The 17,402-nt window shown below is 54.9% G+C and carries 11 protein-coding genes; all 11 read right to left on the bottom strand.

Annotated features, from left to right (window positions below; genetic code table 11):
• Positions 1-52: 52 nt before the first annotated feature.
• Positions 53-865, bottom strand: coding sequence for an alpha/beta fold hydrolase (locus MKX42_RS11220; protein ID WP_340752569.1), 813 nt, complete (start codon positions 863-865; stop codon positions 53-55).
• A 19-nt stretch (positions 866-884) separates the two neighbouring features.
• Positions 885-1,112: a ribbon-helix-helix domain-containing protein gene (locus MKX42_RS11215; RefSeq protein ID WP_340752568.1), complete on the bottom strand. Its 228-nt coding sequence runs from the start codon at positions 1,110-1,112 to the stop codon at positions 885-887.
• Between the two features lie 213 nt (positions 1,113-1,325).
• A complete protein-coding gene (locus tag MKX42_RS11210; protein WP_340752567.1) occupies positions 1,326-2,816 on the bottom strand; it encodes a beta-N-acetylhexosaminidase in 1,491 nt (496 codons plus the stop codon).
• 43 nt (positions 2,817-2,859) lie between these two features.
• A complete protein-coding gene (locus MKX42_RS11205; RefSeq protein ID WP_340752566.1) occupies positions 2,860-5,598 on the bottom strand; it encodes an alpha-mannosidase in 2,739 nt (912 codons plus the stop codon).
• Positions 5,599-5,604: 6 nt separating this feature from the next.
• Entirely contained in the window at positions 5,605-6,603 is a 999-nt protein-coding gene (locus tag MKX42_RS11200; protein ID WP_340752565.1) for a glycoside hydrolase family 130 protein, read from the bottom strand.
• 38 nt (positions 6,604-6,641) lie between these two features.
• On the bottom strand, positions 6,642-7,961 hold the full coding sequence (locus MKX42_RS11195; RefSeq protein ID WP_340752564.1) for a glycoside hydrolase family 125 protein: 1,320 nt from the start codon (positions 7,959-7,961) through the stop codon (positions 6,642-6,644).
• Between the two features lie 287 nt (positions 7,962-8,248).
• Positions 8,249-11,392, bottom strand: a complete 3,144-nt coding sequence (locus MKX42_RS11190; protein WP_340757667.1) for an alpha-mannosidase — start codon at positions 11,390-11,392, stop codon at positions 8,249-8,251.
• 17 nt (positions 11,393-11,409) lie between these two features.
• Complete coding sequence (locus MKX42_RS11185) at positions 11,410-13,704, bottom strand: glycoside hydrolase family 3 N-terminal domain-containing protein (protein WP_340752563.1); 2,295 nt, start codon at positions 13,702-13,704, stop codon at positions 11,410-11,412.
• 61 nt (positions 13,705-13,765) lie between these two features.
• Positions 13,766-14,683 carry a carbohydrate ABC transporter permease gene (locus tag MKX42_RS11180; RefSeq protein WP_340752562.1) on the bottom strand — a complete coding sequence of 306 codons (918 nt, stop codon included), beginning with the start codon at positions 14,681-14,683 and terminating at the stop codon, positions 13,766-13,768.
• A 29-nt stretch (positions 14,684-14,712) separates the two neighbouring features.
• Positions 14,713-15,639 (bottom strand): ABC transporter permease, encoded by a 927-nt coding sequence (locus tag MKX42_RS11175; protein WP_340752561.1) that lies wholly within the window; start codon positions 15,637-15,639, stop codon positions 14,713-14,715.
• Between the two features lie 91 nt (positions 15,640-15,730).
• Positions 15,731-17,236: an ABC transporter substrate-binding protein gene (locus tag MKX42_RS11170; RefSeq protein WP_340752560.1), complete on the bottom strand. Its 1,506-nt coding sequence runs from the start codon at positions 17,234-17,236 to the stop codon at positions 15,731-15,733.
• Between the last annotated feature and the right edge of the window lie 166 nt (positions 17,237-17,402).

Genomic DNA, 17,402 nt, shown 5'->3' with positions numbered 1-17,402 from the left:
CTCTTTTTTCTGTTATATTACCATAAATGTATATAATCTGAATTTTAGATATTTAGGCATCATGATTATCCCGCAGAAATTCTGCAATCAGCGCAGAGAACTTCTCAGGCTCTTCTACAAAAGGCAGGTGGCCGCAGTCCGGCATTATTATTTTCGTGGAATGTCTGATTCCTTTGTGCAGAATTTCTGCGATCTCTCTATTGTAAGGGTGATCCAATGCGCCAATAAGGATAAGAACTGGTTGATCAATCTCCGCTAATCTATGAATGGCATAAGGCTTGGACACTTGCGACAGGCTTGGAGGGAACCGACAGAAGTTTCCGGGACTCCGCACATTGTCTATCGTTTTCTGTCTGGCCTTTTCTTTTGCAGCCGCAGGGAAGTAATAGTCCCAATAAGAATTAGCGATAAAATGGTCAATAGCTTGTTCAGCACCCTTCAGCCTGACCTGAATATGCTGTTTGATCCCCTGCCATAGCATCCTCGCGGGATAGCTGCGGCCGCTGATCGAAGGGGCTGCCAGAATGAGGCAGTCCACATAGCCTGGATAGACCAGCGTGAAATCGGTGGCTACGCTGCCGCCCAGGGATGAACCCACTAGAGTTACTTTTGTGAGGCCGAATGTATCCAGCAGCAGCTTCAGGTCCTCCACATTGGAAAAAGGACGCCGGGGAGTGTCCGAATGTCCGTAGCCCCGCAGATCATAGCCGATAACATCATAGTTGGCGGAGAACCTCTCCATCTGTTCCTCCCATATCCGGTGGTCATTGTAATTGCCATGAACAAATAGGATCGCTTCTCCGCTGCCTCTGCGCCTATAGAACAACACTCCGCCCTCAACCTCTATGTACCCCGGTTTGAACAACCGCTCCCGCCCCTTCCTTTCATAGCAGATCTGCCTTCTGCAAATTATCTTCAATGATGGAACGCAGCACCTCAGAGACGGAATAATCGCCTTTTCCGCAGCAACGGTCTATTTCATTCCAGCATTCCTCCGGCAAGGTTAAGGAGATTTTCCGGGTAACACCGATTGGCTTGCGGCCGGCGCCTGTACGAGCTCCACCTTGTTTGCTTACCTTATTCATGCTGGTTGACACTTGGTTGTCTTCCATAATTTATCACCCTTCATTATCATTACACATCATGATGGCATGTTCAATTTATGCTACCTTAATCAAAACGCATCACCCGGTCCGCCCCCGTGCCCGCCCATTGTGTTCGCTTTTTTACATTCACACAAAAAAACAGCAACGGACAAGTCCCTAAAGCGGACGGTATCCGTTGCTGCAATCATAGAATGCCATACTGTTTGTCTATTCAGCCATCTACTCAGCCGCATCCTTCTTCCCCAGCCAAGCCAGCTCCGCCATCGCCCGCAGCGGGCCGCGCAGGCCTGCCACCACTTCCGCTTCGGTCTGCGCTTCCGGCTTATCGCTCCAGATGGAGAAGGTGGTGCCGATGAGTTCGCGCGGATAGGCTCCCGTGTATTCCTGCTTAGCTTCCCCGGTACGGGCCGGGAACAGGCCGGGATGCCAGGAGGCGCGGATTTTCTCGGCTGTCGGATACGTGTAGCCTGCATGTTCGCCCAGCACGTAATACAAGTAGCCGTCGTTGTAGTTGATCACCTGATGCCCCTTGGCGAGAATGTCTTCCACCGGGGCCATCATCGGGTGCCACTTCGTCCAATATGTGATCTGAATGGATGGCTTAGGCGCGACCCGCTGGATCTGATCTGCACGGTAGAGGCCATCATTCCAGGCACGGACGGTCCAGCCCTTCGACTCCAGATGTTCTGCAACCTCGTTAAGGTAATCAATATAAGTGTCCACGCCCGTGCCTTCGCTGATGTTCAGCACATTCCGGGCATACTCCGCGAGCTGCGGATACTTATCGAACTCCGCGAAGTTGATGAATTCATCCCCGCCAATATGAAAATAGCGGCTGCCGGCAAATAACTCGGCGTATTCGTCAATCAACTCCAGCACGAACCGGCGGGCTGCCGGATTCGTAATATCCAGCGCACCCGGAGCCGTGGCTCCCGAAGCATCCTTGAGCAGCCACTCGGGATGAGTACGGAGCGCCTGTCCCAGATGCCCCGGTGAATCCAGTGAAGGGATAATATCCACATGATAACGCTGTGCCTCAAGGATAATCGCCTTCATTTCCTGCTTGGTTAAAGCTTGCTCCGACACCACCTCAGGATGGCTCTCGCTCATCAGCCGGAAGCCCTCGTTCTCGGAGAAATGCAGCTGTAGCGTATTCAGCCGCAGCCGGGACATCTCTCTGATCCGCTCCAGGAGCCAGTCTTCGCTGTAGAATTTGCGGCCAATGTCGATGTGCAGCGCCCGCTCCCGCATGGCGGGGTAATCGGTGATGGTGCCGCAGGGCACGGAGCCGTCATCTGCGAGCTGCTGCAGCAATGTCCACAGACCGTACATCACAGACCGTTCACTTGGCGCAGTGATCTTCACATAAGTCCCGATTTCAATGACGTAAGCTTCCTGGCTGTCCAAGTCTCCCGCAGCTTCAAGATCTGTCAGTTCAATGACGATATCGCCCGAAGCAGGATTCTCCGTTTCTCCATGAACAACAGCGATGATCTGGTCAGAGGGTGTCAGAATGCCCGAGAATTGGCCCAGAACCCTAAAGACTGTTTCGTTCAGAACACTGTTATTATCCGATCTCGCATTGTCCACAATTCGCGCTTTGAACCCGGCAGACAAGCGCCATTGTCCCCCGGCTACCGCCGCAATCTGCTGCTGTACACCGGTAAGCGGGCCGTTATTGGAGGCTTGCCGATCTAATGGTTCATCCATATCCATCCCCATACTTTTCTCACCTCTTCCTTCTTCGCCTGGATTAGCTCAGCCGGATACCAACCGTTGTAATCTCATGTCCGCCAAGCGGAAGCTTCAGCGAAGCGGCTCCTTCTAGCTGAAGCTCTTCACCTTCTGTTTCCAGTACATTTGAAGTATAGATGGCGGCAGCCGGAAGCGCTGGTTCCAGCTCCAGTATACAGGACTCGCCCGTCATGTTGAACCAGCGGAGCAGCACATCGCCGCGCTCTTTGTTCAGCTTCATGGAGGAGAAGGCAGCGGTCCTGCCGTTCCAGCGGACGGCCGAATACACGGCGGGAATCGTCCCGGTATGAACCTCTGCCTGCGCGCAGGTCCACGGAATCTGGAACTGGTAAGCAGCAGCAGCGGCACCGGAGGTTACAGCATCCCCGCTATGCGGAAGAAGCAGCAGATCTGCTGTTTGCTCTCCCAGGCACTGGGCTTCCGGTGTAGGGAACCAACCCCAGTCACCCATCTCGCCAACACTGCGGAGCAGCGTAACGGCGATCGTATTGCGGCCATCCCGCAGAATCTCGTATTCGTGTAATCCGAGGTTAGCAACCGTTAGGCCTGCGTTCTCCCCCGTAACATCCACGAAGCACTGCTGATGCTGCGCATTACTTGGATTCTGCCATTCCGGCGCGGGCTCGTTCGGACGCTCCGCCAGCTCGAACATCGAATCCACGCGGTGTGAGGCTGCGGCCAGATCCGCAGGGAACAGCATCCGCAGACGGTGGTCTTTAGCCGTATTATCGATATAACTCTTCACTTCCAGTCCTTTGCCGCTGCGCTCCAGTCTTAAGACAGTCCGCAGCTTCAAGGTTACCGTGGCGGCAGCACGCTGCGCCAGCCGCTCTGGATAATAGACCAGCGCCCGCTGTTCTTCTTCCAGCAGGTCATCGGCTGAAGCCGGAATCTCCCATTCATGAGTGATTTCGATGGAAGCACGGTATGGCGTATCTTCAATAACAGCGATATCCGCGTTAAGGCCGAGAGTCGTCAGCGGCACTTCGCCCGCAGGCTGTCTGTACATATATTCGTTCCCGATGTCACCTGTGTTCTCGTAGACACCGAGGCCCTGGTAGAGCTTGCCGCTTGGCTTATGCTCCAGCGTGAAGGAGCCGTCAGCCATAACCTCGACCCGCAGGGTATCGTTCTCCAGCACGCGCGCGCCGTGAACCAGCGAGGAGACTTCTTCAGCGGCAGCCGCCCCAAGAGGGCGAACCCAGGCATAGGTGCGCAGCCCCAGGGCAGGCACCTCCGCCGCCTCGAAGGTCAGCCGCACCTTGCGGCAGCTATACGGCTGGCGGAAGCGGTCATCCGGCAGATCATAGCCGAAGGACAGGCCAAGATCCTCTACCGTACAAGGAATCGGCTGGCCCTGCTCATCGACCAGGACCCGTCCGGCTAGGTCTACGGCTTTCATCAACCGGGCATTCTCTTCAAGAGACAGCCCGTCGCGCAGATACTGGCGGGCTGCATCCAGCTCCACGGTCACCGTACCGGTACGGCTCCAGCCGCTGGTATTGGTTACAACAAGCGGAAGGGCCTCTTCGCCGTAAGCGGCGAAGCCGGAGGTGTCCACCGCTGCGGTGATCGCCTCCATACTATCTGCAACGATGCCTTCGGCCGTGTGATAACTCTTGTCGAAGCGGGTAACCATCTCGCGGTGCACCTCATCCACGCTGCAGCCGCAGATGGAATCATGCGGATGGTTCTGCAGCAGCGTCTTCCACGCATAATCCAGTAGATGATGCGGATACTCCCCGCCATGCAGCCCCGCGATAACCGCCAGCGGCTCGGCTACCTTCTCCAGCAGTGACTGGCCGCGTTGGTTGAGCTGCTTCAGATATACCCGGGCGGAAGCAGTATTGACCAGCGTCCCCCAACCGTCCGTGCGCTGGCTCCGCAGCTCGCCCTTTACCGTGGACAAGGTGCGGCCAGCCAGTGAAGCTTCCACTGCCTTAATATAATCCGGGAAGTTGGAATGAACGAAGGAGACCTCCGGGTGCAGCTTCTCTGCTGTGCGGATCGCCTCCGGCAAGTCGGTCTGCAGCGGCTGGTGATCGCAGCCGTTCATGAACAGCAGCTGATCAGTCGCTGTATACTGCCGGGCATCGCCCAGCTTGCGCTCCCAGAAACGGCGGGCTTCATCCATCTCAACGGGAACCTCATTCCCGTTAGAATACCAGTTGGCGAACAGGATACCCAGTACCTGCGAGCCGTCCGGCCCTTCCCAGACCAGCTCCGAGAACGAGGATTCATAGCCGTCATCGGAGACCATATTGTTGAAGCCTGTCGGCTTCACTCCGCGCCCGAAGAAGGCGTTAGTGATGCCGGCCTGCTGCATGAGCTGCGGAATCTGTCCGGTCAGGCCGAAGGTGTCCGGGAAATAACCGATTTTGGACACTTCCCCATAGACTGCCGCATCCTGATGTCCTAGCTGTAAGTTACGCACATTGGCCTCCGGGCTGGTGAGATAAGCATCCTGCAGAATGTACCAAGGTCCGATGTAAATCCGTCCCTCACGGATCTGCCGTACCAGCCGCTCCCGGTTCTCCGGACGGACCTGAAGATAATCCTCGATGATAATCGTCTGCCCGTCGAAGAAGAAGCTGCGGAAGTCCGGGTTCTGCTCCAGTGTGTCCAGCAGCGTGTCCACGAGCTGGATCAGCCGGATGTGATGGCGTTCATAAGGCAGATACCATTCCCGGTCCCAGTGCGTATGTGAGATAATATGTGCCGTCTGTTTTGTGGTCATAACCGGTTACCCCTCAATCTCCAGCGGATATTCATCCATATAGCTGATTAGTTCGTCCACCGTCGTGAAGGCCAGCCCCGTCACCGTATCTGCACAGCCGTAGTAGATGGCAATCCGCCCGGTGGCCGCATCGGTCAATGCCGCGCAAGGGAAGGTTACGTTCGGCACATCGCCGACACATTCATACAGCGTTTCCGGTCCGAGAATGTAGTTGCGCGAGCGGGCTTTTACCTTCCAAGGCTGATCCAGATCCAGCAGCGCGACACCCATGCGGTAGACGAATCCGTTACAAGTGTTGATAACGCCGTGATAAATCAGCAGCCAGCCCTTGTCGGTTTCAATCGGAATCGGACCTGGACCAATTTTCTTGGACTGCCAAGCGGAAGCATCACCGTCCACCGTACCCATTACATAGCGGTGTTTGCCCCAGAAGGTCAGATCAGGACTCTCACTGTAAAAAATATCGCCAAACGGCGTATGCCCGGTATCGCTAGGACGGCTGAGCATCGCATAGTTGCCGCCAATTTTGCGCGGGAGCAGCACTCCGTTCCGGTTATACGGCAGGAAGGCATTCTCCAGCTGGTGGAACGTTTTGAAATCGAATGTGTACGCCAGGCCGATTGTTGGCCCGTGGTAGCCGTTACACCAGGATACATAATAACGGTCATCAATCTTGCAGACACGCGGATCATAGCGGTACTCGCGCTTGGTGATCTCTTCATCGCCCTCGAAAACGATCGGCTCGTGGTTGATGTTCCAGTTCACGCCGTCTTCACTGAAGCCCGCGAAGATATCCATGCTGACCGACCGCGAATCACAGCGGAACACTCCTGCGAAGCCGCCCTCAAACGGAATGACCGCCGAGTTGAACACACTGTTCGAGTTCGGAATGGCGTTGCGCGGAATGATCGGGTTGGCGGAATATCTCCATACCGGGGAATTCGTGCCCTCAGGCTTCTCCTGCCAAGGGATGTTCGGTAGTGCTTGTCCAATAATTGTACTCATGATCAGGTCTCCTTTATCTGTGAAAAAGTATGTTTGTCTTAGAGAATGCCTTCCTTCAGCGCCCGCAAAATAAGCTGTGAGAACAAGCTGTTCGACCAGGCGAACCACTTGCGGGTGAACACGGACGGATCATCGGCGTGGAAGCCTTCATGCATATAGCCGGTATCGGCATCGGTCGCTTCCAGCATGGCGATCACCGCCAGCCGCTCTTCCTTGCTGTCTGCCGTAATGCCTTGCATCGACAAGGCCATATGCCAGATGTAGCCCCGAGGAGTATGCGGACTGCCGATTCCCTTGGCGGCTTTGCCCTCAAAGTAGAACGGATTCTCCTTGCTTAGCGCAAACCGTCTCGTATTCTGGTAGACCGGATCATCATTGTTCAAATAGCCCAGGTATGGAATGGACATCAGGCCCGGCGTTCCGGCGTCATCCATCAGGCTATAGTTGCCGTACCCGTCCGTCTCGTAGGCGTAGATCGGCCCGAATTCCGGGTGGCGGTAGATGCCGTACAGCTTGATGCCGTGATCGACCTCCTGCTCCAGCTCCTTCAGCTCGGCGAGGAAATCCAGATCCCGGAAGACCCACTCGGCAAAATCCTGCATCTGCCGCAGCGCCACCACAGCGAACATATTCCCCGGAATGTTGTAATGGAAATCGCAGGCGTCATCACTGGAGCGGAAGCCGGACCAGATCATGCCGGTATAATTCACAGGCATCCCTAAGCCGCCGTTACGGATGGAATCCTCCATAATCCCGTTGTTCCGCGTGAAGCGGTACGGGGACTTCTCGGCATGATGCTGCTCGCGCTTGAACAGGTCGGTGATGACGCGCAGCATTTTTTTGAAATCGGCGGTGAAGAAGCCGGTCTGCTTCGTCTCTTCCCAGTAAGCATGGGCCAGCCGGATCACGAAGCACAGCGAGTCGATCTCGAATTTGCGCTCCCACACCCAAGGCGACATCTCCGTCACATCGGCAGCATTCCAGTGCCAGTCATTGGCGGATTCATTGAACGCGTTGGCGTAAGGATCGATCAGCACATACTCTGTATGGCGCTTGATCAGCCCGCCGATAATCCGCTGCAGGTCAGCATCTTCCGCGGCAAAAGGCACATAATGAATGACCTGCTCCACCGAATCGCGCAGCCAGCAAGCAGGAATGTCCCCCGTAATGACAAAGGTGGTTCCGTCATCAAGCAGCTTGGTAGTGGTCTCCAGTGTATTCGGGAAGCAGTTGCGGAACAGGCGCTGAAGCTTGGGCCGGTGAGCCAGCTTCACTTCGGCGTCGGCCAGCACGGCCTGAATGGATGACGTCAGCGCAAGCTCCGGCATCTCAATGCGGGGAAGTCTGAATTGTTCCAAGGTAGTAGTCTCCTTCTCGCTTAATCTATTGGTATAGCTGGACTTATGTTTTTGGAATTGGCAGTGACTCCAGAGAAGTTTTGGACTTCCGGCCGCTGCCCTTCTGCAGATTTCTTGATTTGTTCCTTTTTTAATGGTTGAAATCCGCAGACAGCTGATGCTTACGATGCGAGCTTTCCTACGGAAAGCTTTCAGGCGGACGCTAACGCTCCTACAGTTCCAAAATTCCCCTCCGCCACTTTTTCCTTAACTTAAATCCCAAGTTCAATCTATATAGTTGTGTGCTTCTATCCAGCATGAATGATCTTAATCGTCTTGATCTCGAACGGATGGAAGGTCAGCGTCAGCACGCCGTCTTCATCCGGCAGCAGCTCAGTCTCTTCCTCCAGTGCATTGGACAGATAGAGAGCGGAGTGCGGCAGCGGCCAGTTGATCCGTACCGTCTCACGTCCACCGGCTGATTCGTACAGCCGCAGGATACTGCCGCGTCCATCTTCCGCCAGCTTGACGGTATCCAGTACTACCTGCTTCCCTTCGTAGGGAAGGAAAGAACCGGTGGACGGATGCTGCCCTGCACTTGCCTCGCAGGCTACCGCGCAGGAAGCGTGATTCAACTCAGCGGCCTTGCGCTGGGTATGCGCCGAACGCCAGTCTCCGGTATGCGGGTAGAGCGAATAGGTGAATTCATGCTCTCCCTGATCCGCTGAATGATCCGGCCAGCGCGGAGCGCGCAGCAGGGACAGACGGATGGTGCTGCCCTGCGTGTCGTAGCCGTATTTGCAGTCGTTCAGCAGGCTGACGCCATAGTCATGCTCCGACACATCGGCATACCGGTGACCGCAGACCTCGTACTGTGCCTGCTCCCAGCTGGTGTTGCGGTGCGTAGTCCGCTCCAGTGCGCCGAACGGAATCTCATATGTGGCCCTGCTGGTCACTACATCAATCGGGAAGCCAACCTTCAGCAGCTTGTGGGCTTCGTGCCACTGAACCTTCGTCTTGAAGTCGATCCGCTTGTCGGTGTGGTACAGGATCAGCTCCTGCTGTATTTCCGATTGGCCTAGACTCCAGCGGAAGAACAGTACATCGCAGACCGGTCCTGTGGAGAGCAGCCGCTTCTCCAGCAGCACCGCTGCTCCGGCAGGCTGCTCCTCATACCGGCTGTCAATATCCCAGGCATCCCATAGAATCGGCCGGTCATGGAAGAAATGCAGCCGGTTCAACGCTTCCCCGGACTTCACAATCTCACGTCCGGCTTCCTTGTCATACAGGCTGATGATCTCGCCCAGCTCGTTGAACTGGAGCTGGTAGTAGCCGGTCTCCCAGCGGTCATCGAACATAGCGGATTTCGCCGCAGAGATTGAGTTATTGCCTGCATCCGATGCGTTTGCCCCCTGCTGCTCCTCTTCCCGCAGCCACACGGTTACATACCCGAAAGCCGGCACCTCCGGCACCCGCACACGGAGCACCGTTTGCTTTCCTGCTGTAGTCAGCTCTGCCGGAAGCCGTGTTCCGTTCCCGTCATATACAGCCGGATGGGTAAGCTCTACTCCTGGAGCAACCGCAAGCTGGGCCACCATATCCCGTGTCCAGCCCAGTCCGTTCAGGATGACATAAGGCTGTCCCTCTCCACGGGTATCAATAGCTGATACGGCAGCCTCCATGACGGACTTCAGGCTGCTCTCCCCAAGGATGAAGATGTTCTTGTATTCCTTGTCCGAAGTCTCATAGACCTCGGGAATCGACGAGCCAGGGATAATATCATGGAACTGGTTGAGCAGAATCAGCTTCCAGCCTTCATGCAGCGCTTGCCCTACCTCTTCCCGCCGCTGCGGTGTCAACTGGTGTCCTGTAAGGGTCTGCCATAGCTCAGCTTCCCGGTACAGAATCTCGGCCTTGCGGTTATTGCGTTTGTTCCGCGCATGGGTGGTATAGGTTCCCCGGTGCAGCTCCAGATAGAGGTCGCCCTGCCAGACCGGCAACTCAGGTGCAGCCTGCTCGATCCCGGCGAAGAAATCTGCCGCCGTGCTGTAGCCGGAGGCAGGCTGACCCACCATCAGCTCCGAGCGCGACAGGTATTCCAGCATCTCCCTCGTCACGCCGCCGCCGCCGTCCCCGTGTCCGTAGAGCAGCATTTGCTCGCTGTGAACGGCTTTTTGGCGATAGGACTGCCAGTGCTCATGGATATCCTTCGGCAGCGTATTCTCATTCACGCCATGGTTCATATAAGATAATAGCGCTGTCCCGTCGATGCCGACCCAGTGGAACAGGTCATACGGGAACAGGTTCGTGTCATTCCAGCCGAGCTTCGTGGTCATGAAGTAACGGACCTTGCCGTGCTTCAGGATCTGCGGCAGGGAAGCGCAATAGCCGAAGGTATCCGGCAGCCATTCAATCTCGGACTGCTGTCCGAACTCCTCCTGGTAGAACCGCTGCCCGTACAGCATCTGCCGCATCAGGGATTCCCCGCTGGGAATATTCAGATCCGGCTCAACCCACATGCCGCCGACCAGCTCCCACCGGCCTTCCTGAATCCGTGCCTTCACCTTCTCATATAATTCTGGATCATTGTCCTTCAGATAAGCGAACAGCTGCGGCTGGCTCTGGGCATAGCGGTATTCCGGGTACTCCTCCATCAGGGCATGTACGCTTGAGAAGGTCCGGCTGGTCTTGCGCACCGTCTCCCGGGTAGGCCATAACCAGGCGATGTCGATATGCGACTGCCCGATCATATGAATGAAGCCCTCACTGTTGCCGCCGATGGCCTTCACTTTTGCCACCAGTTCCTGCTCAATCACCTGTATTCCGCTGCTGTCCGCCGCGCCTGCAGGTCCCAAATTCACATAAGCATCCATCGCCTGATGCAGCGCCTCCAGCATACGGACACGCCGGAAATCCTGCTCCGGCAACAGCAGCATCGAATCCCGGATGACGGTCACTGTATACATCAGCGACTGTACAGGCAGATTCACTCTGACCAGCGCTGCGGTGATCGACCGGACCGGCGGCTGAATGACCGCCTGCTTATTCAGCGGATCATCCGGCTCAGGGATCGGATCATAGAGCTCAATCTCAATCTCCGGGTGTCTGCCGCCCGTCTGAGGATTCAGGGAAGCATAGGTATGATTGCGGTCAATCCCCTGCCGCGAGGCTCCGTTCACACGCAACAGCCCTTCGCCGCCGGAGTGGAAGATCAGCCCGGTGTCCGCATCGGTCCAGTCCGCCGGGATATCCAGGGTAGTGCGGAAGTAATAGGTGGTGCCTTGCACACTCGGAAACAATCCGAACGCTTCACTGCCCGAATAAGGCTGTGCTTCGTCATAGTGTCCCGGCTGCCGGTAGATGGTGGAGAAGACTTTCCAGTCGTCAAGCACCCGGTATTCCAGCCACTGCTGCTGTGAGCATTCCCGGATGAACCGGTTAATCCGTTCGATGTGTATCTGCTCCATCTTTAGTCCTCCGTAACCGTAAGATCTATATTCAGCGTATCGTTCACATTCCTGCCGACACCGATTCGGAAGCTTCCCGGCTCGACCACCAGCTTATAATCCGTCCCGATATAGCTTAGATGCTCTGCATTCAACGTGAAGCTCACCTTCTGCTTCTCTCCCGGCTCCAGTACGATCTTGCGGAAGCCCTTGAGTTCCTTGGCCGGTCTAGTCACCTTACTGACCAGATCGGAAATATATAGCTGCACGACCTCCGCACCGCTGCGGGAGCCTGTGTTCTCCACTTCCACTGTAACCTCAGCCGTTCCGTCTGCTGTGATCACCGCTGGCTCTACCTGTATTCCGCTATAGCTGAATTCGGTATAGCTGAGTCCGAAGCCGAACGGATAACGCGGCTGCGAATTCCCTTCCAGATAGCGTACTCCCCGGGAACGTTTGCCTAAGTAATACACTGGCAGTTGCCCTACATCCTCAGGGAGGGAGAGAGTCAGCCTGCCGGACGGATTGACATCGCCGAACAGGATATCAGCAATGGCATGACCGCCCTCCTGACCCGGATACCAGGCTTCCAGAATGGCATCCGCCTGCTCATCAATCCACGGCTCGGCAATGGGACGTCCGTTGATATACACAACGACTACCGGCTTGCCAATCGCCTTCAGCTCCTTCATCAGCTCCAGCTGAACACCGGACAGATGAAGTGACATGCGGTCGATGCCTTCGCCGCAGTCCATATCGCTAAGCGTATTCTCCGTCACCTTCGAGGCTCCGGTCCGCAGATCGATGCTGCCTTCACCGAAGTCACGGGCACTCGACCCGCCGAGGGCCAGCACAATAATATCCGCTTCGGCCGCCACCTTACGCGCAAGCTCGAAGCCCTCGGTGGAGTTGTCCTTGATCCGGCAGCCTGGTGCATAACCTACCCGCTCCGGCTGCACGGCAAGCTTGGCCCGTATTCCAGCCAACACTGTAACCACACGGTCACGCGGCTGCGGCGAGGTGTAATCGCCAAGCTGATTGTAGCCGATGTCTGCGTTCGGCCCAATCACGGCAACCGTACCCTTATCCTTCGCCAGCGGAAGAATGCCGTTATTCTTCAGCAGCACAATCCCTTCTGCCGCAACGCTCCGCGCCAGCTCCGCATGTTCCGCGCTGCCGATCACCTGCTCTGCCACATCAGGATCGGCATATGGCTGCTCAAACAGGCCCAGCCGGAACTTCAGCTCCAGCACACGCGCTGCCGCCTGGTCCACCAGCTTCTCATCCAGCCGTCCGGAGCGCAGCGCCGTAAGCAGATATCCGCCGAACATCACGCCGGACATCTCCATATCAATCCCGGCGGTAAGTGCCTGTACGGCTGCATCCTCCCCGCTGTCCGCTGTATCATGGCCCGAGGCCAGCATATCGATCGCACCGCAATCGGTAATGACCATGCCCTCGAAGCCCCATTCACCGCGCAGAATCTCTTCCAGCAGCTCCCGGTTCGTAGTGCAAGGCACGCCGTCAATCTCGTTATAGGCCGGCATAATGGAGACCGCACCGGCTTCCACCGCTTTGCGGAACGGGTACATATCGACTTCCAGCAGCTCGCGCTTGCCGATATGCGCCGGACCAGCATTCCGGCCGCCCTCAGAGCTGCCATAAGCAACGAAGTGCTTGAGGGTTGCCCCCACGCTGGACGCGCTGTCCAGCCGGTCGCCCTGTAGTCCTTCCACAGACGCTACGGCATATTCGCCGATGAGATACGGATCTTCTCCGAAGCATTCCTCGGTCCGGCCCCAGCGCGGATCACGTACCACATCCAGCACCGGGGAATAGGTTACAGCGCCGCCCTGAGCACGGGTCTCGCGCGCGACCGCCTGGGACATCTCCCGGTAGAGGTCCACATTCCAGGTGCTGCCGATCAGCAGCGGAACCGGAAATACCGTGGCCCCGATGGCCATATGACCATGTGAGCACTCCTCACCGATTAAGAGCGGAATACCCAGCCTGGAATGCTCAAGGGCATAACGCTGAATCGAATTCACTGCCTCCGCTCCAGCCCGCGCATCCAGCCCGCTCTCCAGCGTAACCCCTGTCCAGGGATCGGCACGCAGGGTTCCGTATAATGCGCCGACACCGCCTTCGCGGATCTGGCGCTTGAAGTCTTCTGTCAACTCTATCGTTCCATCTGTATGATCATAGGTCTGCCATCCGAACAGCTGCACCAGCTGGCCGACCTTCTCTTCCGGCGTCATCAGCCCAAGCAGATGCTCTGTCCGCTCTTTGACGGGCTGTGTACGGTCTCTATATAACATCCTGGCTCCACCCTCTCTCCTTTGATCTATATAAAATATATTTAAGATTTGGATTCGAAGCTTACTCCTTAACTGCCCCAACCGTAAGACCCTGAATGAAGTAACGCTGGAAGAACGGATAAGCGAAGATAATCGGTCCTGTAGCCAGCACCACCATCGCCATACGCGAGGTATCCTGCGGCATGTTGCGTAGGGCCTCCAGGCTTAATGAACTGTTCTGCGAGTTCTGCAGAATGAACTGCATGCTTGTCTCAATGCGCATCAGCATGGACTGCAGCGGCACCAGGTTCGGATTGTCAATATAGAGCAGGGCGTTGAACCAGTCGTTCCAGTACCCGAGCGTGCTGAACAGCCCGATCGTCGCCAGGCCCGGAAGGGACAGCGGCAGCACAATTTTCAGGAAGGTGCGGAACTCTCCCGCGCCGTCGATTTTGGCCGATTCGATCAGCGCATCAGGCACACTGGTAATATAGAAGGTACGCAGAATCATAATGTAAAAAGCATTCACCGCCAGCGGCAGCACCAGCGCCCAAATGCTGTCCTTCAGGCCCAGCATCTGTGTTACCACAATATAGGTCGGAACCAGCCCGCCGTTAAACAGCATCGTGAAAAAGGAAAAGAACGCGAAGAAATTGCGGTATTTGAAGCTTTTACGAGAAATGGCATAGGCATAAAGTGAAATAATAAGCAGGCTGACAATCGTACCGATGACGGTTACCGCAATGGTCACTCCGTACGAACGAAGCAGCGTGTCCCCTGAGCTAAATACATATTTGTAGGCTTCCAGACTCCATTTGGCCGGAATTAACCGATAGCCGTCCCGCGCAAGCGCCCCTTCGTCCGTGAACGAGATGAGGACAACGAACAGGAACGGGAAGATACACAAGATGGCAAAGCCTCCGGCGATACAGTTGAAGATGGTACTCAGCACCGGCGACAGCCGATGGAAATCGCGCGATTTCGCAGCGTTAGCAGACATTTGGATGACCTCACTTTCCTTAATTTTCCCTAGAATAATGCACTGTCCTTATCGAATTTGCGCACGATGTAATTAGAGGTAAGAACCAGCACGAACCCGACCACTGATTGATATAGGCCCGCAGCCGTACTCATTCCGATCTCGCCGGTAGTCTTAAGTCCACGGTATACATACGTATCGATTACGTTAGTCACGCTGTAGAGCGTCCCCGAATCTCTCGGCACCTGATAGAACAGCCCGAAATCGGCATAGAAAATCTTCCCGATCGCAAGCAGCGTCATGATGATAATGATCGGCTTCAGCATCGGCAGCGTGATACTGCGGATCTGCTGGAGCTTGCTGGCTCCGTCGATCATTGCGGCTTCGTAGAGGGATTTGTCTATACCCATAATGGCGGCGAGATAGACCACGCTGTTATAGCCGACGGCCTTCCAGAGGAATACGAATATAATAATGAACGGCCAGTATTTTGATTCCGAGTACCAGGCGATATTGCTGCCGAACAGGGAGTTAAGCAGGCCCCGCTCCGAGCTCAGGAAGCTGAATGCGAAGTAGCCCACAACGACCCAGGACAGAAAATACGGCAGGAACATGCCTGTCTGATAGAACTTGGCCAGTTTTTTATTGGCAATCTCGGACAGCACCACCGCCAGCAGGACCGACAGAATCAGGCCCAGGCCGATGAAGGCTATGTTATATAAAAGAGTATTGCGTGTGATCAGATAGGCGTCATTAGTGCTGAACAGAAATTTGAAATTATCCCAGCCGACCCACTTGCTGTTGATGATGCTGGCCCAGAAGCCATCCCGGCTGAAGCGGTACTGCTTAAACGCAATGACCGTACCCACCATCGGCAGGTAAGAGAAGAATAAAAACCACAGTGTGCCCGGCAGAACCATAAACAGCAGCACTTTATTTCTCAATATATCCTTGGCGGACTTTCCTATTTTCCCCATACTTCTAGTTCCTCCTATGCCGGAAAATTCTTCCGTTTATACAAAAAGATCGGGCCAAGTCTAATCACCCGCCCGATCCTCTAATAGAATGCTACTTATTATTCGCTGCTTTCCAGGCGTCGATCTGTGTTTGAGCTTCGGCAATAATTTTATCCAGACCGGCAGCCTTCAATTTCTCGTTAGCCTTGGTCAGGTATTCTTCCGAATCTACAGATCCGGTCATCAGCGGTGCCCAGAATTCTTCCTTCACGTTCTGAACAGCGGCGATTTCATTCGTCACCTTGGACGTATCGAAGTTGAAGCCGAGCAGCGGTGCGTTGATACCGGCATCATTGAACTTCTTGAATTCTTCCCATTTGTTCTCAGGGTCGCCTTCATTCAGATAGGTAATCATGATGTTGCCCAAGGAGAACGTTGACATATCATAGTTCTTCGCGTCTGGCAGATTCTTCATCATATTCTCACTAATTTTTTCGTAATGCACACCTTCGATCCCGGAGTCAATCATATTGCGCAGCTTAGGATCTGTGTTCAGCAGGTTCAGGAATTCCATCGCTTTCTCAGGATACGCGGAGTTAGCCGAGATAGCCTGCATGGAACCCATTACGGACCAGTTGTAGATATAAGGCTTACTGGCTGGAGTCGACACGACTGGATAACCATAGCTGGCGGACCACAAATTGTCAGCCAGCGGCTGGGTCGAGGCGCGATCGGTGAACCATTTACCCGATTTGTACAGGTCATCTACCGAGCTTATAGTCGCTACTTCAGGAGAGATGTAGCCAGCCTGATAGAATTTGCGGACGGTCTTAAGCGCTTCCTTGATCTCTGGAGTTTCCAGGATGTTGACCACTTTGTAGTCCTTGGTGTCCATATAGACAGCCATCGGCATCTTCTCAATCACATAGTCAAAAGGCATGATCGGCATGAAGTCCTTAACCATCGCATAGGGAGTGATTCCAGGCTCGTTTTCCTTGATGGTTTTGAGCAGCGGCTCCAGGTCGGCCATCGTCTTCACGCTGGTCAGATCCAGCTTGTATTTGTCGAGCAGCTCTTTGTTGAAGCGGAACACCTCTTGAGCCGGAAGCTCTTTGTTCGCAGGAATCGCATAGTTGTGACCGTCTACCTTGGAGCCTTCCAGGAAAGCCGGATCAATCGTATCCACAATGCCCTTGCCCTGATTCTTCAGCAGATCATCAAGCTGCAGGAAGGCACCCTTACGTGCATTCTGCACATAATCGAAGGCCCAGGAAGAGGTGAACAGGATATCCATCGGCTCACCGGAAGCTGCCATAACCTGCATTTTTTGTGTATAGTCGCCGAAGTCGATCATTTTGATATTCAGTGTGGCGTTGATTTTCTCAAGTGTGTATTTATTGACTTCTGTGAGCACCTTGTCCATATCTTTCTGCGGTGGCCCAATCGTGTACCAGATCAGCTCTACTGGCTTTTCGGTAGCCTCCGAGGCTTTGTTGCCGCCTGAAGCTGCTTCCCCGCCTGCATTGTTCTTACTGTTCCCCCCGCACGCCGTTAGCGCCAGTGAAACGGTTAAAAGCGTTGTCAACAACAAGGAGAAGTGTTTCTTTTTCTTACTCATTTGCCGTACCCCCTTTTAATTAGCTGTCTGGTCTTTCAGGCTTACCGGATCGTCCCGGCTGCTGCTTGCCTTGAGCTATACCTTAACTTTATAAGATGAAAGCAGTTTCAAATAGAAGAAAAACTATATATTTTCAGGTATGAAATAAAGAAAGACTATACTAATT

The sequence above is a fragment of the Paenibacillus sp. FSL R7-0204 genome, from assembly GCF_038002225.1.
Lineage (GTDB): Bacteria > Bacillota > Bacilli > Paenibacillales > Paenibacillaceae > Paenibacillus_AQ.
The sequence above is the reverse complement of the archived record's forward strand: the minus strand, read 5'-3'. Positions and strand labels throughout refer to the sequence as shown.

Excerpts from the sequence above, each read along its gene's own strand:
- MKX42_RS11215 (WP_340752568.1), bottom strand. The coding sequence starts at position 1,112 with ATGGAAGACAACCAAGTGTCAACCAGCATGAATAAGGTAAGCAAACAA.
- MKX42_RS11175 (WP_340752561.1), bottom strand. The coding sequence starts at position 15,639 with ATGGGGAAAATAGGAAAGTCCGCCAAGGATATATTGAGAAATAAAGTG.
- MKX42_RS11180 (WP_340752562.1), bottom strand. The coding sequence starts at position 14,683 with ATGTCTGCTAACGCTGCGAAATCGCGCGATTTCCATCGGCTGTCGCCG.
- MKX42_RS11170 (WP_340752560.1), bottom strand. The coding sequence starts at position 17,236 with ATGAGTAAGAAAAAGAAACACTTCTCCTTGTTGTTGACAACGCTTTTA.
- MKX42_RS11185 (WP_340752563.1), bottom strand. The coding sequence starts at position 13,704 with ATGTTATATAGAGACCGTACACAGCCCGTCAAAGAGCGGACAGAGCAT.
- MKX42_RS11200 (WP_340752565.1), bottom strand. The coding sequence starts at position 6,603 with ATGAGTACAATTATTGGACAAGCACTACCGAACATCCCTTGGCAGGAG.
- MKX42_RS11205 (WP_340752566.1), bottom strand. The coding sequence starts at position 5,598 with ATGACCACAAAACAGACGGCACATATTATCTCACATACGCACTGGGAC.
- MKX42_RS11210 (WP_340752567.1), bottom strand. The coding sequence starts at position 2,816 with ATGGATGAACCATTAGATCGGCAAGCCTCCAATAACGGCCCGCTTACC.